The organism is Vibrio sp. 970 (assembly GCF_033339075.1).
On sequence record NZ_JAWOTW010000014.1, the window covers coordinates 77,445 to 99,780 of the forward strand.

Consider the following 22,336-nt stretch of genomic DNA (forward strand, 5'->3'; position numbering starts at 1 on the left):
GATTAGTCCTCCAAATCGTCCAGCTCGTAATACTTACGGCCTTTAACGATAGTGATGCACTTATCGCTTCGGTGTAAGGTCACATCGAACTTGTGGAAGTTGCTCGTTAGGATAGGTAGGTAAGCCGATACAGGCTCATTGCGTTGGTAGCCGTCTCGCGTTTTACGGCCTTTACCGGAACGGTTGCCCTCATAGATTTGGATGACCGCGCAATCAAAATCAATCTTGGCCATGTCTGCGATCGCTGCATCAAGATCTTTGTACATGTTAAGTACGTTCGCACACAACATGACGCAAAAACGGCGCTTTGAGCTGTCAATTTCGGCAATATTGTTCACTACGCCTTTGGTTTTTGAGTTCGGGTCAAAGTGAGTGACCGTCATGCTCTGCTTGTGGTAGTTAGTAAGGTATTCTTCTGTTAGGTCTGGAAACTTACCGCAACCAAAGTTAAGAATGTTGTTCGCGTATGACCAGTTAGGTGTCAGTTTTCTCAGGCGCTTTGCACTGACTGGAACTTGCTTTCGGCTAGTCTGTAATGTCATGCCCACTCCATGATTGGAGCGGCGCTTTAAGGATGGGGTGGAGTAGGGCTAATATTAACGTTAAAGCTCGATTACGTCACTGTCTTGTAACGTTTCTTTGGATTCTAGCTCAGGCGAACTTTATGGTAATGTTTATCTGTACAATTCAAGGTAATTAGGGGGCACAATTTGGTTAACTCATTACTGCCCCAAAACAATTTAGAGTGTTTGCTTAGTTTAAAAATGTTATTGGTGATTTACTTTATCTTTTTTCATATATGTCTTTAATACATTCTTTTTTGGGTTAGAACGGTATGCTTTCTTCGAATAGGGCTTGTTTTTCGGGTGCTACGCGCTGAGCATAGTAATTCAAGATAGGTGGGCGCGGAGAATTTTCTATTAATATTTTTTTATCTTCGAGTAGAATTATTAATTCTACATATGTCTTAATTGAGAAAGAACAAGGACTTATTGTGTAATTTGGCTGAGCTGAGATCTCAAGAAATGAGTCACGCATTGAATACATACAGGAATTAGTCAAAGCACCATCAACTCTAAGTATTGGTCTATGAACACACTTCATCTAAAAGCACTGTTATTAGCCGTAGAAACTGGATCGATTTCTGCCGCGGCACGTAAACTGGGTAAAAAGCAATCTCAGGTTAGTCAATGGATTTCTGATCTGGAAATCGATCTAGGGGTTAACTTCTTTGACCGAACAGGAAATAAAACCACTTTGAGTAAAGACGGGGAACGTTTACTTCCCCATCTTACTCATACACTGAGCCACCTTGATAAGTTTGTCCAAGGTGCTGAAATGCTTATGCAAAATGAGCCGACTGTACTGACCATAGGGATTGAAAACTACATCCCTGACATTGTGTTTACGCAACCTCTAGCCTCTGTTTTAGATTTACCCCATTTGAGTGTTGAGGTCTATCGCGATGAAAGAACCCAACTGGAGCAAGACTTAGGCGATGGTCATGTAGACGTCATAATTACCCATGAGTCGGAAACTATTCATCACAAGCATTTCGATTATTGCCGTCTAGGGTACTATAGAGAAATTCTAGTCTGTAGTCCTGACCATCCACTGGCTCAGTTATCTCACGTTACCAGTAAGGACTTGAGTGAATACCGCGAGTTAGTATGGGGTGAAGTAAGTAGCGAAGACAACGATGGTTTTAGCCCGTGTTACTGTGTGTTCTCAGATATCGATCCCCTCATAGCTATGCTCAAACACAATAAGGGATTTGCGTTTTTACCAGAGGAGTGTGTTAGCACGCAAATCGAAAACGACCTACTGGTTGCTCTCAATTGCGACTTCGAACTCTCTGGCATTGACCGAAAAGTTGAGCTGTGTTGGCGCAACGGACTAACCCTTTCTGAGGGTGGGAGTATGGTAATTAAAGCCTTTAAACACTACCATCTTCTGCCCCAGAAACACCAATACAAGTAGCGAATTAGTCAGACGCTGCGATAAGCGCATCCCACCAATCATAGATATACAGGGAGGCGTAAATAGGTAATAGCGCCCATAGCAATGGATCGTCCCATACCGTTGATGTGGTGCCAATAGCCGCTATCGCCAAGATCATAAGCTCAGAAATACCAGTAAAGAGAAGTAGCTTAGTGAAGTGAACCAGAATTCGCTGAATCTGATTAGCAAGCTGAGTTTTCTGGTATGTCGCTTCAAACACGCCAATAATACCAGCAGCCATCATGAGCCCAATAACGGCTAAAATCGCCGACTGATTACCATGTTCCATATCGCGCATGCTATCGAAGGTGCAGCTAAACAGTACCGGGACAAGGATCACCAGCAGTATTAGTTGTTTCAGGCTCACTTCAATATAGAAACGTTTACGTAGCACTCTTACCTCCGTGGAAAAAATAAGGTGCCGGAAACATCCTGCACCTTTTTAGTTACTCTTCTGAGTCGAAAACTATATCACCCTGTAACATTGTCATTAAGATCTTAGTGTCGGCAATCTCACCTACCCGCAAGCGGGTAATATCATGTTCCAAAATGGCAAAGTCTGCTGATTTTCCGACTTCTATCGAACCTGTAATATCACTGATTCCCAAACTTTCTGCGGCGTTGGTTGTGTACGCATCAATCGCTGAATGAATATCCGGCAATCCCGTTTTACCCATTTTAAGGCTATTGGCGATACCAACTAACGGATTGATATCATGCACATTCCAGTCACTACTCAAGGAGACGTTAGCCCCTGTATCAAAGATGGCTTTCAGGTTCATCATGGCTCTGGTGCGTTTAGCACCAAGAAAAACTTCTGCCCATTTGTGATCATGGTAAGCCACATAATCAGAGCCAACCTGAAAATCTGCCGTTACATTCAGCTTGGCAAAACGCGGGACATCTTTTGAGTTCACCAGCTCCACATGAGTTAGTGTATAAGGTTTATCTGCGCCTTGACTGCGAACATATTCGATAGCATTCAGTGACTCACGAATACCTCCATCACCTATAGCATGAATATGAGCGCTATAACCAATTTGATTTAACTCATCAAGCCAGATTTTCATTTGCTGCGGTGGAATATAGTTGATGCCGTATGGCTCGTCAGGAATATAGGTGTCTAGATACGGAGCCAGTGTTTTTGCAGTTCCGTTAATGAAAATACCATCGCTATACATTTTCACCTGATCCACCAGTAGCAAACGAGATTTGTCGCTGGATTGAATTTTCTTTAAAAATGTAAGCTGGGGTTCCATGGAGTCGGCCGGGTAAATCCACGGGCGAAGCGATACACGAGCCGTTAAGTTTCCTTTTTCTTCAGCTTGTTTCCACACTTCATACCAGCCACGTTTCCAATATAATCGACCGTCACCAATTGTGGTTATACCATGAGCGGCCGCTTCTTCAAGGCCTGCCATTAAGCCTTCGTAACTTTGATCAAATTGGCTCTCTAAGCTGTTCCATGCTATCTCCATAACAATATCGCCCGCATTATCAAGCAAAATGCCATTGAGTTCTCCAGTTTCATCGTCTTTAAGAATCTTGCCGCCTTGCGGTTCTTGGGAGTATTTGGAGATGCCTGCTTGCTTAAGGGCTGCTGAATTCACCCACATGGAATGGGAAGTCTGCTCCATAATCACCACTGGTTGATCCGGGAAAATACGGTCAATCACTTCTAAAGGTGTATAACGGTTGTCTTCACTTAGGATTGCATCAAGAGAAAAGCCATAACCCATTAGCCATTCGTTCGACTTAGCTTGCTTACGACACGCTTTTAGATAGGGGGTCTGCTCTTCCAGTGAAGCATCCATATTCAGCTCACAATTGCCCCCTGCCTCCGAAGCCGCTTCAAACACATGGTTGTGGTTATCGATAAAACCCGGCATCACAAAAGCTTGTTCAACATTGATAATGTTAGTTGTCGAGGTCCGATAGGCATTGACTTCGGGTGTATTACCAACATACAAAATATTACCATCGTAAATCGCGATAGCATCTGCATCGTCGTAACCGTAAATCTTGGCGTTAGTGATAATCACATCCGCTTGTTCAGCAGCAAGAGAAATTGGACTCATGGTTAAGCTCGCTATTAATGCAAGTGAGTAAACTCGGTTCATATATTGATCCTTTAATGTCCCACAATATCTGTGAGTATAGGAAGTAGGTGGTTTGAAGAAAGTCTACAGTAGTCAAAAAATAGATGAAAAATAGTGAGTATTAGAATCTTGGGATAGTCTGCACAAATCAGATTTCAAGTTACTTATTCTTATATATTGCACTCTTGTTAAAGCAATTAATCTAACAAAGTATTGTCCAAATAACGTTTAGAAAAAACTGTATGGTTCGATGGAGGAGTTACAAAAAGATCTGGACGAATGGATGGACTACAACAATCATCGTACTTATCAAGGAAAAATGTGCTGTGGCAGAATGCCAATAGAAACATTAGAGGATGGGAAATCAATCTGGGCTAAAAAGAATTTAGCCCAGACGTAATTTGACAGGTACTGAATCGAAAAGTGGGTAACTGTCAGATCATGTCTGAACTATTACAGTTTAGTTGATCACTACAGTGCTAGCTGTTACTTTCCTTCTATTATTCCTGATTATGGTTTTTTTGTTGAAAACAGTTCTGTCAATTATTGCCTTTGTCGCTTCCTTATTTTCATCCGAACTCTTGGCCGCTGAAGTCGCTATAGGCATACAAGCCACAATGAATAGTATCGATATTCAAGAGTCCAAGGATAACGAAAAAACAATTGCCCGCATGACCAGCGACATAAAGTATTATCCGACGGTATCACTCCTGTCGGACGAGTACTATTTTAGCAAAGATTCTAACGTTGGTGTTCAATTACAATTTGATTGGAGTATATTCAAAGTTGATAAGCAAGAAGTCGGCGGGAATGATACTGGCATTGATTTGGGAACATCCATATCGGGCTACGCCCTATCGGGTGTACCGGTCCTCTTTTACCACTTTAACCGGCACAACCGTAATGAATGGAATGTAAAGTTAGGAACAGGATTGGGACTTGGGTATTTAAAGCTCAAGGGGGATTATCAGATCACAGATGTGACACATCCCGATTACAGTAAGAAAAAACAAGTAAGCATGGATGAAGTAGGGCTTGCGGTCGGTGTCTACCTGGAAGCAAATAAAGGAAATCATGTTATCTCGGTTTACAACTTTAGTCCTGTTACCCAAAGTGGTACCTCACAATTGGAAGAATATAATTTTTTCTTATCTTATAAGTATCGCGTTAATATTGATGGCCTACTTTACCCCTGAACTGCCACAGTCAGACTGGGCACTTCATCAAGCGATATTTTGCTGTTCAGTGTCAACTGGGTTTAAGCACTCTGTCTTTTCGTCAGATTATAATCAACCGTAATGTACTCAAAGGCCGTTTACCTTGTCTCATATCTGAGCGGTTCGTATTGGATCGCTTCAACTTTGATCGAATGGAAGAAACTCTCAACATTAGCTGAACAGCTTGTTTTTTTCTGCTGAGATGTTGTTATTTGGAATATGGAATAGTCTGAGTATGAAAGTTCTCTTTATGCTCATGGTTCGGAGAGCTTTAAGCAATTTAATGAAGAACTGGGGGAGAAGAGTTTTCGTGAATGATTGAAATGGTTTTTTGAATACTCGGTGCGAGAATCCAAAAGTTCACGATAGTTCCATCAACAATTGTTCAGGATTTTCACGGTACTAAAGTACGCTTCATTACACGCTCTCAAGTGAGTGAGTTTGTTGCGGAAACAACATGCTAACAAACTTGTTTAAGAGCGATTCGCAATGTGTAGCATTTTTCGTTTGCTTTGGCTGTAGTGTGTACGGCACAGTATTTTAGGTTAGTGGTCTGCATTACTCACCACTTAACACGGCGTTATAAACCCGAATGCTCCACGTTTAGTAGACACTTTACTAAGTTAGATCTAGGGTCTACTTGAGAGGTGATTTACGGCTAAACAAATCGCAGCGCTCTTCTTTTCAACAAATATACACAGGGGTAGGTTTTCATTATTGATCCACATACAAACTGTCCAAATTCCTATTAACAGGTGTGATAATAGTAGAAACTTAACCAACGAAGAATGTATGGTCGTCCACTCATCGGTTGAACTGCTATAATTTCCTTTAAAATCAGACAAATAAAGTCTAGTTTAATACTCGATTCTTGTGCTCATATGTTGGATAGACTATCGCTAAGTAGCGCATGATGGTACACCAATTACTAGCTCTATTGACTTCTGCAATTCATTCTTTGCCTTTAAGTCAATAAGGTTCGTGTTGACTTGTTTATGCCTCTTTCAAAGTTAAAAACAGGCTTTATTGTTGTATCGAATATCTGTTTGCAATAATTACTCTAATGATACCATAGATTTTAATCTGACGTACCATTTTTCACTATGATTTTTCCGTTAAGTGATTGATTTAATACATAATAAAATTTATATCAAGAAATGCATATCTATTATGTACACATAGTGTATAGTATCCGAAGCTCAAACAGTGAGCTATTGATAATACATTTAGTTCAAGATCTTCTCAGTTTTTATTCGATTAAGTTCGTCATATCTATCCTGCGATACCTTTTTCTTCATTCCTTATTTAGTAGCTTTCTTTTTTATTAATTCAATGTATCGAGATATATTATGTCAAATAAAACAACTGGATCAGTAAAATGGTTTAATGAAACTAAAGGTTTTGGATTCATCACTCCAGATAACGGTGGTGCTGACCTTTTTGTTCATTTCAGATCAATTTCTGACGAAGGTTTCAAAACATTATCTGAAGGCCAAAAGGTTTCTTTTAATGTTGAACAAGGTAACAAAGGCCCACAAGCTGACAACGTTACTTTAGTATAAGAGTTATTTAAAAGATCTCTTCGTTAGTCGAGGTCTTTTTTGTTTAATTTTAATAATCAGCCCGATGACTCTAAAAACTAATCTAAAATAATATTGGTATTTCTTGGTCTGCTACCAGAAAATAGGTAAACAATGATGTACTAAAAATCCATGCTCTTACTAGGTTAAATACCAGCTTCTTTGACCTCTATTTTCATTTTTTGAACTTGAAAATCAAAGATTCATACGTGAGGTTTTGGAGGCATTTTCGTACTCATATCAAAGAAGGAGGATATCCTTTGAAAAAACCATCGATTAAGAGTAACTCAAGAATGATGAAAAATAAAAGCTCTAGTACAAATGATAATTATAATAGTATTCATAAAATTAGAAAAAAAATTGAAGATATATTGTTAGAACGAGAAGAAAAGAAACTTTGGGATTTATAAGGTAAGTAGTTATATGAGAAAACCAGTAAGAAAGAAATCGATCAAAAAAACGCAGAAAAACAACTTCGAAGAACGATTTTCTATGATGGTAAAAGAATACCAAGAAGCTAAAGAAACGCTAGAATCTATGGAAGAAGGTTCAAAAGAATATATGGTTCAAAATAAGTTATGCGATAAATTATTTTCAAATGCTGAACGATACATTAATAAAAACTAACCATTTGAAATAGTTTCTTCTACTCTATATCAAATTTACCCAAACTTTTTCTAATAATAATTACGATCTATCTTACCTCATTTGGTATCGTGTCTTCAGTGTTACATTGTGTTGAACATAGAGTTGGCTTTGTTACTAATTTATAAAGAAGGGTTGTTGCCTCATCAGTGCAGGTTACTTAATCGGCGGGGTCTACCACGTTTGTCTTGCTTCCAGTTAGTTATTTAATAACCGGAGGTTAATGAGTGTAGTCGATCACAGCGTAGCTTCTTGATTGAGATCCATCAATTTAAATAACAAAGTCTTGCGATACTTACAATAATTAATAATGTGCTAATTTAACTAGTGCCGTTACTCACTTTTGTCTATTTTATGCTGACCTATGTAGTATCATCGTCTCTTTCATAGTCAGCATGGATAAGGTGCGAAATTTAGTTAACCATCAAAATAGGATTATATATGAGTAAGCTATCCAAACCGATACAAAAGCAGAAAAAACCTGTTCTTAATCCGAAAGGAAAAAGGGCTAAGGAACAAAAGAAGTGGGATAAGGAATGGTGATTGTGAGTTCAAGAAACCTTTCTGAACTTATAAATACGACACTCCTCATACATTCTGAAAAACTGAGTAACTTGGACAGAGATATGCTTTCAGGTTTACTCGATCAACTTAACCGTAAACAGGCTTTGACAGACAAACAAATTAAACTGTGTCAAAGGCTAATACGAAAAACTAATCAAGCCTGTGTATTTATTGATACATCTCAAACGAACTTTGATTGTTAGGCAATATCAGTTTTCAATGTTATCAAGCCAGCTTTCATCTAACGTTAATCGAGTTAGGACTTGATCCATTAAATCTTTGATTTCAATTTGGTCAGTCCCCTTTGGCGCATGATGCTCTGCCGAGCGTTTAGCGTTGGTTAGGTTTTTCATAAATATCGTTTCTTTATCTATCACGGTATGTTTCTCGTTGAAGTAAGTAACCAGGTAGGGTGGCATAGTGTTATTCCTTCTGTGGAGGAATGATGATATGAGGCTTTCAATATAGCATTTTTTCAGTGCTACTTCTTTGAGATAAGAAAAAGTGAGACTTTTCTAACATTTCTTATACTATCGGCTTAATAGCAACATAAAAAAGATGGCTAAATAGTTCTACTAATTATGGCAGTAGGTGACGAATATTTTCAAGGCAAGCGAGCACCTCTTGCTTATCATATGAAGTATCTGCTTTTTCACTTGTACTTTGTCTGACGACTAAATTGACGGGCAGCACCTCAGAGATTGTTCCCTCTGGTTTTTCCATTTGGCTGAGCATTAATTTAACGGCTTTACGGCCCAACTTGTCGAAGTCTTGTTTGATCGTGGTTAAAGGCGGTGAAAAATATTGACTGTCCTGAATACCATCAAACCCAATGACAGAAACCGTCTTTGGCACATTGATGCCTGCTTCAGACAGAGCGCATAAAACACCGAGTGCCATTTGATCATTGGCGACTAGCACCGCATCAAAGTCTATACCTTTTAGAACAAGGTCTTTAATCGCTTTGTGGCCACTGGCTGCTTGCCAATCACCTTCATAACAAGCAACTTCTTTGGCTCCATGTTTTTGGAGTTGTGTTTGCCACGCGTCGTAACGAATTTTAGAGGCGGTCGATTCAGATGGGCCAGAAATACACACGAAGGAATCGCGTTTTTGTTCAATCAAATGTAATACCGCTAAGTTTGCTCCTGTATGATGATCACACCTAACATGATTGACAGGGGTCCCTTCAGGAACATCAATGAATACCAATGTTAGTTGACTGAACTGCTCAATCAGACACTGTGCGATGTCTTGATTTACGGGGGCGTTGATAATAATAGCATCGACTTGTTGTGCAATAAGCTCTCGAATCGCATCGCGAAATTCATCAATAGAGTTGTTTGCTAGCACGGTTAACGCTGTCCCGTAGCCCATCTCATGCGCTTGGTTACGAATTCCGTTGGCAATCAGAGCCACACCGTGCAGAGAGATATCCAAGGAAACAATACCGATGATCCGAGACTTAGCTCGGCTCAGCATTTGTGCACCTTTGTTTGGTACATAGCCAAGCTTTTTTATCGCATCGTTGACGCGTTTTCGCGTTGCTTCCGCGACGTTATCTGCGCCATTGGTTACGCGAGATACGGTTTGAGTTGAGACCCCAGCTAACCGCGCAACATCTTTAAACGTGACTGCCACTGCATTCTCCTATCCAGATTTGCTATTCATTCTACCATATTCATTCAAATTTCCTCGTGATTAATGTCGTAAAAACATGAAAAAATGTTTTCGAAAACACAAGATCGACCACACAAAAAATACCTCTTTAACATGATTTGAGTCACATTTGTTAGGCTTTTTTGTCGTAATAAAGCTGAATGTGCGCATCATTATTTATAGATTAAATGTTTGCGAAAACAGAGAAGCAGAATGCAAAAATTTGTTCACTTAAAGTCTAAGAATCACAGCATGATCATTAAAGTGGATCGTGTTCCTGAAATCCTTCATTGGGGAGCGAAAATAGCTCAGATTGACCCTGATTTAATCCTCTCGACCGAGCGGCCTATTTCTCAGGCTCGTCTTGATGTCGACGTGCCGTTATCACTATGCCCAGAGCTTGGTAGTGGTCACTTTAATGCGCCTGGTATTGAAGGACACCGAAATGGCGATAATTGGGCGCCCGTGTTCATAACCAAATCTATTGAGCAAAATGATGGTAGTGCAACATTTATACTTCAAGACGACATCGCTGGGCTTGAGTTGGTCATTGAGCTGCACCTTGATTTCAATAGCGACGTGGTGCAAAAACGCATCTCAATAAAGAACATCGCGTCAAGCGAGTATTGTTTAGATAAGCTTTCTTCCACTTTACCATTACCTAATCATGCCAACGAATTAATGACATTTCACGGACGTTGGTGTCATGAATTTCAAACTCAACGCTTGCGCTTTGAACATGGTGGCTTTATGCAAGAAAACCGCCGTGGCCGAACCTCTCATGAAAATTTCCCTGGTCTGTTCGCTGGCACGAATGGCTTTGGCGAGCAATTGGGTCACGTATGGGGCTTTCATCTTGGTTGGAGTGGTAATCATCAACTGCGCGCTGATGTTCGTAGTGATGGTCGCCGCTTTGTTCAAGCCGGCGAGTTGTTACTCTCTGGTGAAAAGCGTTTAAAAAGTGGTGAGACATACCAGTCCCCGTGGCTTTACGCAACATACAGCAACTCGGGTTTGAACGGTATTTCACAACGATTCCATGAGTTTGTTCGCACCAATATTATCCAGTTTCCAAGCAGTAAACCCCGCCCGGTTCACTTAAACACATGGGAAGGTATCTATTTTGATCATAACCCTGAGTACATCATGCAGATGGCAACCGAAGCCGCTGAGATGGGGGTCGAGCGCTTCATTATTGATGATGGTTGGTTCGTTGGTCGTGATGGCGAACGTGCCGCGCTTGGTGACTGGTATTTGGATGAAACGAAGTACCCAAATGGTCTTGAACCAGTGATTGAGCACGTAAACAACAAAGGTATGGAATTTGGTCTTTGGGTTGAACCCGAGATGGTCAGCCAAGACTCAAATCTATATCGCCAACACCCCGATTGGGTGTTGAGTCTGCAAGGCTACCATCAGCCTTCAGGTCGTTGGCAATACGTGTTGGATTTGCAAAACAAAGATTGCTTCAACTACCTGTTTGATCGTTTGAATGACTTACTAACTCGCTACAACATTGGCTACCTAAAGTGGGATATGAACCGTGAACTGGTGCAGCCAGGTCATCAAGGTAAGCCAGCTGTACATGGTCAAACTAAAGCGCTTTATCGTCTGTTAGATGAACTTTATGCGGCACATCCTGAGGTCGAGATTGAGTCTTGTTCTTCAGGTGGTGGTCGTATTGATTTTGAAATCCTTAAACGCACTCATCGCTTCTGGGCTTCTGATTGTAACGATGCGCTAGAACGTCAAGCTATTCAGCGCGGTATGAGTTATTTCTTTCCGCCTGAAGTAATGGGTGCACACATTGGCCCTGCGGAATGTCATTCAACTAACCGTCGCCATGCCATCAATATGCGTGGAGTGACGGCGTTAAGTGGTCACATGGGCGTTGAACTCGATCCAGTAAAAGAGAGTGCTGAAGAAAAACAAGCCTTCGCCCATTATATTCAATTGCACAAACAGTATCGCGACTTGCTTCACTCTGGGCGTGCTTTCCGTATTGACCCAGCAGATCATAGCCAGAACATCTATGGTGTTGAAAACGGGAAAGAAATGCTGATTACGGTCTGCCAGTTGGCCATGCCAAATCACGCGCTACCATCTCCACTTCGGGTGAGTTGTGCGGATGAAAAGGCCAGTTACGAAATCAAGATTGTGGAAATGCCACAGACCAGTTTTCAATTGATGAAACAACGTCCGAAATGGCTAGACAAAACTCTGACTCTAAGTGGTGATAACTTAAAAGAAATTGGGGTGACACTCCCGATCCTCGATCCCGAATCAGCGCTTATTGTTCATCTTAAAAAACGTTAAACCTCTACCTGCCTCCTCTAGCGACCAGTTTCAACTTACGTTGTTCCTGATAAAACACTCCTATACTCGCTAGAGGGGCACCCTACAACCAACAAGCAAGTTGAATTGCTTAACTTGTTAAGGAAACAAAATGTCTATTACAGTATTACTTTCGTTTTTGCTGTTTACGGGCTTTGTTGTGGTGTTCACTTACAGCAAAGTTAAAAATGATAAACACACCTCTCAAGATGGTTTCTTCCTTGGAGGACGAAGTTTGACGGGCGGACTGATTGCCAGCTCGCTAATTCTTACCAATTTGAGTGCAACCAGTTTTGTCGGTATGAGTGCTCAAGCCTACACCCACAATATGAGTGTGATGGGGTGGGAAGTTGCCTCTGGCGTTACTCTGGTTGTCATTGCGCTGCTGCTTGTACCGCGTTACCTCAAGCAAGGTATCACCACCATTCCAGATTTCTTAGAAAGCCGTTATGACATGTCGGTGAAGAAGTTCGTTACTTTGTTGTTCTTGTGTCAATACGTCATCAACATTCTTCCTACTACTCTTTACGCTGGCGCAGTGGTACTAGGCGAAATCTTCGATGTACAAGGTTTATTGGGTATTTCTGAATTTAGCTCCATCGCACTGATCTCTGCCACGATAGGTTTGTTAGGTTTCTTTTACGCTATTTATGGTGGTCTAAAAGCTGTCGTTATTGCTGATACCTTCAATGGTGTAGGATTGATTCTTGGTGGCCTAATGATCCCTGTATTTGGCCTGATGGCATTAGGCGGCGGTAACTTTATAGAAGGTTTGGACGTGTTGCTCACTGCCGCACCAGAGAAGCTGCAATCCGTAGGTAAAGAAACGGATCCACTGCCATTTTCTACTCTGTTCACGGGCCTATTATTGGTGAACTTGTATTATTGGGGCACCGACCAATCCATCATTCAGCGTGCGCTTGGCGCAAAGAACCTGAAAGAAGGTCAAAAGGGTGTCATTCTCGCAGGTGCAATTAAGGTTATCTCTCCATTATTCCTTATCATTCCCGGCATCATTGCCTTCCACATGTTTGGCTCTGATGCAGGTAATCCCGACACAATGTATACGCGCTTAGTGAATGAAGTGTTACCCAAGCCTCTTGTTGGCTTCTTTGTTGCGGTTATGTTTGGTGCCATATTAAGTACGTTTAATGGTGTGTTAAACAGTTCTACGACACTATTTGCATTGAACGTTTATAAGCCATTATTTGGTAAAGATAAGTCCGATGAAGAGTTAGTCGGTAAGGGGCGCCTATTCGGAGTCATCATTGCCATTATCTCTGTTTGTATTGCACCGTTTATCCTATATGCACCAGAAGGTTTATTCCAATATTTACAAATGGTTGCTGGCTTTTTCAGTGTGCCTATCTTCACCATTGTGTTCGTTGGTTACATTTCAAAACGTGTACCAGCTATTGCAGCCAAAGTTGCACTAACGATTTTTGTGAGCTCCTATGCTGCGATGCAATTGATCTTTGACACCCCAATCCACTTCTTACATCAATTAGCGATTTTATTTGTAGTTTGTACTTTACTGATGTTTGCGATTGGTCATTTTATGCCACGTGATACGGATTATGTGATGCCAGTTAATGAAAGCATCGATGTGACGCCATGGTCTTTCCGCTTTGAGGCGTCCGCAGTCATTCTCTATATGGTGCTAGGTGCATATGTAATGTTTTCGGACGTAGGTTTTGTTTCAAACGACCCAACGGTCATGCAAGTGTATGGTTTTTGCGGTGTTATCTTAATGCTTGGTGTGACCTTTAACTATTTATTGAAACGTAGGAAAAGCAAACAGGTAACCAAGCTGAATGATATGTACATGCCGTAATCAAACCACACTAATTATTTAATCATTAAAAACGGACAGCAAGTAGATAGATCGGTATGCCCGAATATGCGCATGATGCGGGTATACCTGATCTAGAGATTTTTACGTTGAAAGGTGGAAAAGTATTTATGGCAGTTCTTGTCACAGGCGGAATGGGGTATATCGGTAGTCACACATGTGTGCAGATGATCAAAGCTGGTATGGAACCAATCATCGTAGACAACCTATGTAATTCCAAAATAGAGGTATTAAATCGTATAGAGGCACTAACAGGGCAGCAACCAGCTTTCTATCAAGGCGACATTCGAGATGAAGACTTTTTAGACTCAGTATTTAATAAACATGATATTCAAGCTGTGATTCATTTTGCAGGTCTAAAAGCCGTTGGCGAATCCGTTATAAAACCATTGGAGTATTACGATAATAACGTTAATGGTTCATTGGTGTTGGTGCACAGTATGCGCAAAGCGGGTGTAAAAAGCATTGTATTTAGCTCATCTGCAACGGTTTATGGTGATCCTAAGGTTGTGCCTATTACGGAAGAGTCACCAACAGGTGCAACCACTAACCCTTATGGTCGCAGTAAATACATGGTGGAAGAGTGTTTGAGTGACCTGTTTCAAGCTGAACAGGATTGGAGTGTGACTTTGTTACGTTACTTCAACCCCGTTGGTGCACACCCGTCGGGCACCATGGGCGAAGATCCACAGGGGATCCCAAACAATTTAATGCCGTTCATCGCTCAAGTCGCGGTTGGTCGTCGAGAAAAATTGTCGGTATTCGGTAGCGACTACTCCACACCGGATGGCACTGGTGTTCGTGACTACATCCACGTAATGGATTTGGCTGACGGCCATATCGCAGCCCTGAAATCGGTCGGCGAAAAGGCCGGCTTGCACGTGTACAACTTAGGCACGGGCAAAGGTTCGAGCGTACTTGAAATGGTCGAAGCGTTCTCAACGGCATGTGGTCATCCAATCCCTTACGAGCTTTGTCCTCGTCGCCCTGGAGACATTGCAGAATGTTGGGCCAGTACGGAAAAAGCACAAAGAGAGCTCGGTTGGAAAGCTACCCGCAGCATTGCTGAAATGACGGCAGATACGTGGAATTGGCAATCGAGTAATCCTGACGGGTATTAATGTACTCGAAACTTCTTTTAAACAAATTGATGAGTTTGGTGTGTGCCAAATCGAAGACAGACTAAAAAAGATGAGCAAGTAATATGTCAAATGTTGAATTCAATCCAATAGATCACCCACATCGCCGTTACAATCCATTAACCGGGCAGTGGGTTTTGGTCTCTCCTCATCGTGCTAAACGTCCTTGGAGTGGGGCTGATGAGAAACCAGAGATTAACGAACAACCAAGCTACGATGAGAAGTGCTTCCTTTGTCCAACTAATGCGCGTATTTCAGGGGATGTTAACCCAGATTACCAAGGTACATACGTATTCCAAAATGATTTTGCAGCATTGGTGGTGGACTCACCAGATGCACCTAAGTCAGATAATCCGCTATTCAAATCTCAGGGTGTGCGTGGTTTGAGCCGCGTCATCTGTTTCTCGCCTGATCACAGCAAAACCTTACCGGAATTGCCAGTTGATAAAATTCGCGGCGTGATTGATACATGGAATGATCAAATCGAAGAGTTAGGCAAAGACTACATTTGGGTTCAAGCATTCGAAAATAAAGGCGAAACCATGGGTTGTTCTCAGCCTCACCCACACGGTCAAATCTGGGCGAACAGCTTCTTACCAAACGAAATTGAGCGCAAAGAGCGCAACTTAAAAGCGTATTACCAAGAACATGGCAGCAACTTGCTGGTGGACTACGTGCAAGCTGAACTTAAAGACGGTTCACGTACAGTGGTTGAAACTGAATATTGGATTGCCGTTGTACCGTACTGGGCTGCATGGCCGTTCGAAACCATGCTTCTTCCGAAAGTACACATACGCCGCATGAGTGAGCTAACCGATGAACAACGTGATGACCTTGCAGTTGCTATCAAAAAGCTGACGAGTCGCTACGACAATTTATTCCAATGTTCTTTTCCTTACTCGATGGGTTGGCACTATGCACCATTCTTTGAAGAAGGCACCGATATCAACCATTGGCAATTACATGCGCTGTTCTACCCACCATTACTTCGTAGTGCCACGGTTCGCAAGTTCATGGTGGGTTATGAAATGCTCGCAGAAAATCAACGAGACCTAACAGCGGAGCAGGCTGCACAACGTTTACGCGATTTAAGTGATGTGCATTATAAAGAGTCATAAACTCTCGAGAACTATTGATAGCGAACAAAATGGGGAGTACCACCTTGCGATGAAACATGAGGCTCAAAGTACTTCCCCAACACCAAATTTATATCTTAAGAGAACGCCACCTATGTCTGATTTAATCCAAAATGTTGAAAGCTCTTTTGAAGAATTGCTGGGCTATGCACCGAGCCATATTATTCAAGCTCCTGGCCGTGTAAACCTCATTGGTGAGCATACTGACTACAACGATGGTTTTGTGCTGCCATGCGCAATCAATTACCAAACGATAGTCGCTGCTGCGAAACGTGAAGACACTCTAGTACGTGTGGTATCCGTGGATTATGGTAATGCAATTGATGAGTTCGATATCAGTCAAGAGATTGTATTCCAATCTAACCAAATGTGGGCGAACTATATTCGCGGGGTAGTCAAAAGTCTTCTTTCTCGCGGTTACCAATTTACTGGAGCGGATATTGCGGTTAGTGGTAATGTTCCGCAAGGAGCAGGTTTAAGCTCATCGGCTGCATTGGAAGTGGTGATAGGGCAAACGTTTAAAGTACTGTTTAATCTGGAAATCAGCCAAGCAGAAATAGCCCTAAATGGTCAGCAAGCAGAGAACGAATTCGTTGGCTGTAACTGCGGTATCATGGACCAAATGATTTCGGCAGAAGGTCGTGAAAACCACGCCATATTATTGGATTGTCGTAGTTTAGAAACCGAGGCGGTCCCGATGCCAGAGGACATCGCGGTTGTGATAATCAACTCGAACAAAAAACGTGGCTTGGTAGACAGCGAATACAACACGCGCCGTAAGCAGTGTGAAGAAGCGGCACGCACCTTTGGTGTGGCAGCGTTACGTGATGTTACCATTGAGCAGTTTGACGAAAAAGTGTCTGAGCTGGATGACATGGTTGCGAAGCGAGCTCGCCACGTGATCACAGAAAATGACCGCACTGTTAAAGCGGCGCAAGCACTTCGTGCGCACGACATAAAGCGTATGGGCGAACTCATGGCGGAGTCACATGCGTCAATGCGTGATGACTTTGAAATCACAGTTAAAGAAATCGATACTTTAGTTGAAATTGTGAAAGATACGATTGGTGACCAAGGTGGTGTGCGAATGACTGGCGGTGGTTTTGGTGGTTGTGTTGTTGCTCTGGTTCCTATGCATTTAGTCGAAAATCTAAAACTCGCCGTTAAAAATAAATACGAATCTGCAACTGGCCTTAAGGAGGATATATACGTCTGTAGAGCAACCGATGGCGCTGGAGTCCTTAAAGGAAAATAAGCTACAGGGCTGTTCATCTTATTTGTATGCTCGCTCAAAAGCATATGGAATATGCTGACATAGCAGAAAGGAGACGAGTCAAGTAACTGAAATTGGACTTAGCTGATTTTTTAGTTAGTCGTTTTTATTTTTACTCTGTTGTTTCTTAACCTTACATTTTCAAATGGCCTCAGGTGCTCCTAGAGGCCTTTTTTCTGAGCTTTAGGCTCGTATACTTTGATGCTCTCAAGGCTTTAATATCCATAAAAATAATCAATCCTAATGGATATCTCTTGACCAGATTTTGAAGATAGCCATATAAGGATATTTAATAACATAAAATTATAAAAGTATCTCATAGCCGAAGGTGTACCAATGTATAAGTCTTATGGCATCTCGAGTTATCTTTTAGCATAACAACAATAAGACTTGATCTTAACGCCTTTGTGACCAGGACTGAAGGCTGTTGCGGTATTGACACAGGAGCGATGTAACCGCTTGGTTTTATCCTTGGTGATGGACTCTTTTATGGCGGTTAAACTCACGGCTTATTTTCTTGCCCTATGAACTAAATAGGACTGCGTCTATTTATTTCCTTTCCCAACTCATTACAGAGTGGTGCGTTGTGCTGATGGCGGAAACTCATACGTAGTCTTTGTCATTAAGACATCTGCACAGCAATTCTTCTACTCATATGAATTTTCTTCATATTAAGAGTGAGAAAATATAACTTTCACTTACATCATATTGTGATTGAATTGCCATATGGATTTTAGCAGTATGGAAGTCTAAATGATGAATCTTACAATATTGGATGGGGGCATGGGGCGCGAGCTAAAACGCATAGGCGCACCGTTTTCTCAACCTCACTGGAGTGCCCAAGCACTTATCGAATCCCCACAACATGTTACGCAAGCGCATCAGGGTTTTATTGATGCAGGAGCACAAATCATTACCGTCAACAGCTATGCCTGTGTTCCGTTTCATCTAGGTGAAGATTTGTATGCCGAGCAGGGACGCGAGCTGGCAGAGAAAGCCGCGAAAATTGCTCGTGATGTCGTGACCGTGTCACAAAAAGAAGTGCTTGTTGCCGGAGCGATACCTCCTGCCTTTGGTTCTTATAGACCTGATTTATTTGAAGAAAAGCGTGCTTACGACATCAATGTGACTCTATTTGAAGCGCAAGAGCCACATGTAGACATTTGGTTGGCGGAAACCGTTGCAAGCCTTGGTGAAGCGCGAGTGATCAGCAAAGTTCTGTCTAAAAGCGACAAGCCAGTTTACATCTCGTTCACGTTAGAAGATGAAGTCAGCGAAGTCTCGCATCTGCGCTCTGGTGAGCTTGTCACTGACGCCGTTGAGGCGCTTCTTGATACTAATGCGACCGGTATTTTTTTCAATTGCTCAATTCCTGAAGTGATTGAACAAGCGATCAAAGATGTGAATCAAGTGCTGAGACGAACAGGGAAAACGTTAACTATTGGTGTCTACGCAAACAGCTTTGCACCAATTAAAGCGAATCACCAAGCGAATGAGTCATACCAAGGGCTTAGAAACTTCTCTCCAACAGAATATCTAGAATACGCTAAAAAGTGGTATCGTTTAGGGGCGAGTATCATTGGTGGCTGTTGTGGCATTGAGCCTAGTCATATTGAAGAACTCACAGCATGGAGAGACAGCCTTGAAGAATCTTAATCTCGGACTCACCATTCCTGCGATTGGCACTGTCCTGCTCATTTTACTTGTCTCTTCGATGTTCCCTGAGCAGTCTCAAGCTATGGCGAACAACGCAATGACGTTTGTGACTGATTGGTTTGGCTGGTTGGTGCAAATCTGCAGTCTTACTCTTGTTGGCTTTCTACTGTGGTTAGCGTTTTCCAAGTACGGTGACATTCGATTAGGGGAAGGAAAGCCTGAGTATTCGAACTTCTCTTTTGGCGGTATGATCTTTACGGCTGGTGTTGGTGCATCGCTCATTTATTGGGGGATTGGAGAACCGATGTACTACCTGCAATCTCCACCGCTATTTGCCGAAGCGAACAGCTACACTGCAGCGGCGTGGTCAGTCACTTATTCAATGTTCCACTGGGGAATTACAGGGTGGGCGATCTACTGTTTCCCTGCGATTCCTTTTGCTTACGCTTTCTATGTACAAAAACGCCGTACATTGAAGCTCTCCACACTGTGTGAACCCGTATTGGGTAAGAATCCAATCGTGGGCAAATGCGTCGACCTTTTGGCCATCTTCGGAACACTCGCGGCCTTTGCTAGTTCATTAGCGTTAACCGTTACTCTGCTTAGTACAGGAGCAGCAGAGTTATTTGGGATAGATAATAATTTGTTGCTTCAAGGCTGCATCATTTTCTTGTTCGTATTGGTTTTATTCGCAGTGACGCTGGTGGGCTTCAACAAAGGCATCAGTAATGTATCCGATTACACGGTCATCACTGCGATTATCTTTGCCTTATTTGTGCTGTTTTCATCAAATGCACAATTTGTGCTGAACAACGTGACGGATTCACTCGGTGTCATGCTCGATAGTTTCTTCCGCATGTCTCTTTGGACAGACCCGGTGCAAAAGAGTGGTTTCCCTCAAGCATGGACTCAATATTATTGGTTCTGGTACTACGCGTACCTAATCATGATGGGGTTGTTTATTACGCGCATATCGAGAGGCCGCACTATCCGTGAAGTCATCTTGTATACCATCTCTATGGGCGCTCTGGGATGCGCATTCTTTATCTCAATCTTTGGGGGCTATGCGGTTTGGGCGCAGTTATTAGGTGGTTATCCCGTTCAAGAGTGGATGAGCAATGGTGGATTGACGTTTGCCGTCGTCTCGTTGATCAAAACCTTGCCAGCGAACAATGTGGTTCTTGCGGTCTTTTTGGTGATTCAGTTCTTCTTGATGTTGACTACGATGTCGAGCGCTAGCGTGGCCACCTCGATGCTGACGACGAATCAGCTGTCCCTAAACGGAGACCCAGATAACAAGGTCAAATTGATGTGGGCAGGGGCGATCGCACTTATCAGCTTTAGCGTATTCCTCACGGGTGGTGGTATCAATACCATTAAATCCTTGTGCGTGGTCGCGGGACTACCGATGATGTTTATCTACGGAATTTTGGTTAAACAACTCATGATGGAACTGAAAGGTAAGGCAGCTTCGCAAGCAGAGTCGGAAGCCTCTGTGGAAGCACAAGAACTGATTGCTTAACCTTAAATAACAAACCCTCTTCATGTTTAAATTTGAAGCGTGTTACCTTTTTCTTCGTAGAGAAATCTCAATAATGCTTATAAGATTGTGCCTGAATTTCATTACGTTAGTGAATGGGTAAAGTTAGTTAAGTTTTATTTATCTACTACTTCATGTTATTGCCTTGAAGGTTGATGAGGTATCTAAGGGTGTTATAACGCAGAATCGACTTCTTTCTCATAACGGTTAGTTGAACTACTATTTGTACATTATTTTGTACCAGATGGAGTTCAGTATGAGTCGTATTCATTTCGATCAAGACATTCAACCGTTGTCTGAGTTTCGCGCAGGTGTAGCTTCTTACATCAAACAAATCAATGAGACTCGCCGTCCATTGGTAATTACACAACGTGGCAAAGGTGTTGCTGTTGTTCTTGATGTTGCAGAGTATGAAGCAATGCAAGAAGAAAATCGAATTGCTGGAAGAAATGTGTACAGCGGAAGCTCAGTTAGCTTCAGGTCTTGGCGTTTCCAAAGATGATGCGCGTGCTCAAGTTTTGGGGCGCATTAAAAAATGAAAGTAATTTGGTCTCCATTAGCGCTTCAAAAGTTAGGCGATACAGCGGAGTTCATTTCTTTGGATAACCCATCTGCAGCAGAAAAGTGGGTCAACGAAGTTTTGATAAAAGTGAACTACTTGGCAGTATGCCTGAAGTGGGGCGCTTTGTTCCTGAAATGTCTCATACGAATTATCGTGAAATTATCTTTGGTCACTATCGTATTATCCACAGCTTAAGTCATGAAATCCGCGTACTAACAGTTCGTAATTGTCGTCAAATGCTGTCGGAATATGATGTGTAAAACTGCGTTTTAACAAAGCATTTAAGAGTGATTCCCAACGCTTGGCATTTTTAGTTTGGATCAAGTTTAGTGTTTACTGCGTCCAAGTTAAGTGTCGTGGTTGCGTGGCTCACCACTTAGCGCGGCGTTATATGCCCGTAATAAGAAAATCGATAGCAGAGATGATCTCGTCTCTAAAAGTGCTTAGATTGCTTACAGGCTCTCTTAGAATTTTGGTTGGTACACTTGCCATTTGATGCGTCAGAATTACGAAGTCACCTTCATCAATATGGATTACGGGACATAGATGACTAGGTGCTTTTTTCTCTAACAACTCAGTAGGCGTCAACGGAATAACTAACCGAGTGTTCAATGTATCCAGCAATCCACTTTGAACGTCAACAAAGTATGGGTATGCGGTTGCTGTGTTTTTATCGTTGTTTTTGTATAGCGAGAATTGTGACATTAGAATACTCGGTAAGAATCAGAAAATAGTCCATGATTTTCAGTTAGCTCGTTACAAGCATTAATGCCCTCAGCATTTTGCTTTAACCATTCAGCCTTAAGGCGTTGACGTACTTCTTTTTCAAGTGCCTTTTCCATTGTTGCCGAAAGGTTTATATTTAACCGTTTAGCCTCCGCAAGTAACTCACTGTTTAAGCTTAAGTTTGTAGCTTTCTTTGGTGCTTGCGTACTATATGCATTTCTCATAATAGTAACCTGTGCGTATTGTGTGTGCGCATAAATTATAGGCGCACACACAAGCATATAACAAGCATTTCGGACTGCTCACTCCATAAAGGCTCAATTAATCAGGTCTTTTTGTTTACATATTGTAAA

Annotated in this window: 19 protein-coding genes and 3 pseudogenes; 15 read left to right on the forward strand and 7 right to left on the reverse strand. The window is 42.0% G+C overall.

Translation table 11 applies throughout. The features are described 5' to 3' along the window. Positions 1-2: 2 nt before the first annotated feature. On the reverse strand, positions 3-542 hold the full coding sequence (locus R7Q11_RS18870) for a hypothetical protein (RefSeq protein WP_213892701.1): 540 nt from the start codon (positions 540-542) through the stop codon (positions 3-5). A 547-nt stretch (positions 543-1,089) separates the two neighbouring features. On the opposite strand from R7Q11_RS18870, the gene R7Q11_RS18875 reads away from it, so the two are divergent. Further along, positions 1,090-1,980, forward strand: a complete 891-nt coding sequence (locus R7Q11_RS18875) for a LysR family transcriptional regulator (RefSeq protein WP_170890808.1) — start codon at positions 1,090-1,092, stop codon at positions 1,978-1,980. A gap of 4 nt (positions 1,981-1,984) precedes the next feature. Here R7Q11_RS18875 and R7Q11_RS18880 read toward each other — a convergent pair whose 3' ends face one another. Further along, on the reverse strand, positions 1,985-2,395 hold the full coding sequence (locus R7Q11_RS18880; RefSeq protein ID WP_017065034.1) for a hypothetical protein: 411 nt from the start codon (positions 2,393-2,395) through the stop codon (positions 1,985-1,987). A 52-nt stretch (positions 2,396-2,447) separates the two neighbouring features. After that, a complete protein-coding gene (locus tag R7Q11_RS18885) occupies positions 2,448-4,121 on the reverse strand; it encodes an amidohydrolase (RefSeq protein WP_213892699.1) in 1,674 nt (557 codons plus the stop codon). Between the two features lie 211 nt (positions 4,122-4,332). On the opposite strand from R7Q11_RS18885, the pseudogene R7Q11_RS18890 reads away from it, so the two are divergent. The 5 genes and pseudogenes from R7Q11_RS18890 to R7Q11_RS18915 form a co-directional block, all read left to right on the forward strand. Then, positions 4,333-4,500: pseudogene (locus R7Q11_RS18890) on the forward strand (IS481 family transposase); the annotation flags it as partial. 124 nt (positions 4,501-4,624) lie between these two features. Then, positions 4,625-5,296: a hypothetical protein gene (locus R7Q11_RS18895; RefSeq protein ID WP_033905380.1), complete on the forward strand. Its 672-nt coding sequence runs from the start codon at positions 4,625-4,627 to the stop codon at positions 5,294-5,296. 1,370 nt (positions 5,297-6,666) lie between these two features. After that, positions 6,667-6,879, forward strand: coding sequence for a cold-shock protein (locus tag R7Q11_RS18905; RefSeq protein ID WP_053307303.1), 213 nt, complete (start codon positions 6,667-6,669; stop codon positions 6,877-6,879). A 278-nt stretch (positions 6,880-7,157) separates the two neighbouring features. Then, entirely contained in the window at positions 7,158-7,307 is a 150-nt protein-coding gene (locus tag R7Q11_RS18910; RefSeq protein WP_193838005.1) for a hypothetical protein, read from the forward strand. A 13-nt stretch (positions 7,308-7,320) separates the two neighbouring features. After that, positions 7,321-7,524: a hypothetical protein gene (locus tag R7Q11_RS18915; RefSeq protein ID WP_054579159.1), complete on the forward strand. Its 204-nt coding sequence runs from the start codon at positions 7,321-7,323 to the stop codon at positions 7,522-7,524. A 791-nt stretch (positions 7,525-8,315) separates the two neighbouring features. On the opposite strand, the gene R7Q11_RS18920 is transcribed toward R7Q11_RS18915, so the two are convergent. Both R7Q11_RS18920 and R7Q11_RS18925 read right to left on the reverse strand, forming a co-directional pair. Then, entirely contained in the window at positions 8,316-8,525 is a 210-nt protein-coding gene (locus R7Q11_RS18920) for a hypothetical protein (RefSeq protein WP_017634146.1), read from the reverse strand. 160 nt (positions 8,526-8,685) lie between these two features. Continuing rightward, positions 8,686-9,747: a LacI family DNA-binding transcriptional regulator gene (locus tag R7Q11_RS18925; RefSeq protein ID WP_017634145.1), complete on the reverse strand. Its 1,062-nt coding sequence runs from the start codon at positions 9,745-9,747 to the stop codon at positions 8,686-8,688. Positions 9,748-9,978: 231 nt separating this feature from the next. Here R7Q11_RS18925 and R7Q11_RS18930 point away from each other — a divergent pair, with 231 nt between their 5' ends. The 9 genes and pseudogenes from R7Q11_RS18930 to R7Q11_RS18970 all read left to right on the forward strand — a co-directional run bounded on the left by R7Q11_RS18930 (position 9,979) and on the right by R7Q11_RS18970 (position 21,517). Continuing rightward, positions 9,979-12,081 (forward strand): alpha-galactosidase, encoded by a 2,103-nt coding sequence (locus R7Q11_RS18930; RefSeq protein ID WP_017634144.1) that lies wholly within the window; start codon positions 9,979-9,981, stop codon positions 12,079-12,081. A gap of 130 nt (positions 12,082-12,211) precedes the next feature. Beyond that, on the forward strand, positions 12,212-13,933 hold the full coding sequence (locus tag R7Q11_RS18935; protein WP_017634143.1) for a solute:sodium symporter family transporter: 1,722 nt from the start codon (positions 12,212-12,214) through the stop codon (positions 13,931-13,933). A gap of 128 nt (positions 13,934-14,061) precedes the next feature. Then, complete coding sequence (galE, locus tag R7Q11_RS18940; protein ID WP_053307373.1) at positions 14,062-15,072, forward strand: UDP-glucose 4-epimerase GalE; 1,011 nt, start codon at positions 14,062-14,064, stop codon at positions 15,070-15,072. Between the two features lie 83 nt (positions 15,073-15,155). Further along, positions 15,156-16,208, forward strand: coding sequence for a UDP-glucose--hexose-1-phosphate uridylyltransferase (locus tag R7Q11_RS18945; RefSeq protein WP_017634141.1), 1,053 nt, complete (start codon positions 15,156-15,158; stop codon positions 16,206-16,208). A 112-nt stretch (positions 16,209-16,320) separates the two neighbouring features. Next, on the forward strand, positions 16,321-17,481 hold the full coding sequence (galK, locus tag R7Q11_RS18950) for a galactokinase (protein WP_017634140.1): 1,161 nt from the start codon (positions 16,321-16,323) through the stop codon (positions 17,479-17,481). Positions 17,482-18,252: 771 nt separating this feature from the next. Continuing rightward, the gene (locus tag R7Q11_RS18955) at positions 18,253-19,155 is read left to right on the forward strand and encodes a homocysteine S-methyltransferase family protein (protein WP_053307308.1); all 903 of its coding nucleotides are present in this window, start codon (positions 18,253-18,255) and stop codon (positions 19,153-19,155) included. Next, positions 19,142-20,677 (forward strand): BCCT family transporter, encoded by a 1,536-nt coding sequence (locus R7Q11_RS18960; RefSeq protein WP_017634138.1) that lies wholly within the window; start codon positions 19,142-19,144, stop codon positions 20,675-20,677. Before R7Q11_RS18955 ends, R7Q11_RS18960 begins: the two co-directional genes overlap by 14 nt. A gap of 274 nt (positions 20,678-20,951) precedes the next feature. Continuing rightward, positions 20,952-21,234, forward strand: a pseudogene (locus R7Q11_RS18965) (type II toxin-antitoxin system Phd/YefM family antitoxin). Further along, positions 21,231-21,517 (forward strand): annotated as a pseudogene (locus tag R7Q11_RS18970) (type II toxin-antitoxin system RelE/ParE family toxin). The pseudogenes R7Q11_RS18965 and R7Q11_RS18970 overlap by 4 nt, the downstream one beginning before the upstream one ends. A gap of 127 nt (positions 21,518-21,644) precedes the next feature. On the opposite strand, the gene R7Q11_RS18975 reads toward R7Q11_RS18970, so the two are convergent. After that, the gene (locus R7Q11_RS18975) at positions 21,645-21,962 is read right to left on the reverse strand and encodes a CcdB family protein (RefSeq protein WP_017634137.1); all 318 of its coding nucleotides are present in this window, start codon (positions 21,960-21,962) and stop codon (positions 21,645-21,647) included. Beyond that, entirely contained in the window at positions 21,962-22,207 is a 246-nt protein-coding gene (locus tag R7Q11_RS18980) for a type II toxin-antitoxin system CcdA family antitoxin (RefSeq protein WP_025998575.1), read from the reverse strand. The genes R7Q11_RS18975 and R7Q11_RS18980 overlap by 1 nt, the downstream gene beginning before the upstream one ends. Between the last annotated feature and the right edge of the window lie 129 nt (positions 22,208-22,336).

Excerpts from the sequence above, each read along its gene's own strand:
- R7Q11_RS18870 (WP_213892701.1), bottom strand. The coding sequence starts at position 542 with ATGACATTACAGACTAGCCGAAAGCAAGTTCCAGTCAGTGCAAAGCGC.
- R7Q11_RS18930 (WP_017634144.1), top strand. The coding sequence starts at position 9,979 with ATGCAAAAATTTGTTCACTTAAAGTCTAAGAATCACAGCATGATCATT.
- R7Q11_RS18935 (WP_017634143.1), top strand. The coding sequence starts at position 12,212 with ATGTCTATTACAGTATTACTTTCGTTTTTGCTGTTTACGGGCTTTGTT.
- R7Q11_RS18980 (WP_025998575.1), bottom strand. The coding sequence starts at position 22,207 with ATGAGAAATGCATATAGTACGCAAGCACCAAAGAAAGCTACAAACTTA.
- R7Q11_RS18920 (WP_017634146.1), bottom strand. The coding sequence starts at position 8,525 with ATGCCACCCTACCTGGTTACTTACTTCAACGAGAAACATACCGTGATA.
- R7Q11_RS18875 (WP_170890808.1), top strand. The coding sequence starts at position 1,090 with ATGAACACACTTCATCTAAAAGCACTGTTATTAGCCGTAGAAACTGGA.
- R7Q11_RS18915 (WP_054579159.1), top strand. The coding sequence starts at position 7,321 with ATGAGAAAACCAGTAAGAAAGAAATCGATCAAAAAAACGCAGAAAAAC.
- R7Q11_RS18905 (WP_053307303.1), top strand. The coding sequence starts at position 6,667 with ATGTCAAATAAAACAACTGGATCAGTAAAATGGTTTAATGAAACTAAA.
- R7Q11_RS18885 (WP_213892699.1), bottom strand. The coding sequence starts at position 4,121 with ATGAACCGAGTTTACTCACTTGCATTAATAGCGAGCTTAACCATGAGT.
- R7Q11_RS18945 (WP_017634141.1), top strand. The coding sequence starts at position 15,156 with ATGTCAAATGTTGAATTCAATCCAATAGATCACCCACATCGCCGTTAC.
- galK (WP_017634140.1), top strand. The coding sequence starts at position 16,321 with ATGTCTGATTTAATCCAAAATGTTGAAAGCTCTTTTGAAGAATTGCTG.
- R7Q11_RS18955 (WP_053307308.1), top strand. The coding sequence starts at position 18,253 with ATGATGAATCTTACAATATTGGATGGGGGCATGGGGCGCGAGCTAAAA.
- galE (WP_053307373.1), top strand. The coding sequence starts at position 14,062 with ATGGCAGTTCTTGTCACAGGCGGAATGGGGTATATCGGTAGTCACACA.
- R7Q11_RS18975 (WP_017634137.1), bottom strand. The coding sequence starts at position 21,962 with ATGTCACAATTCTCGCTATACAAAAACAACGATAAAAACACAGCAACC.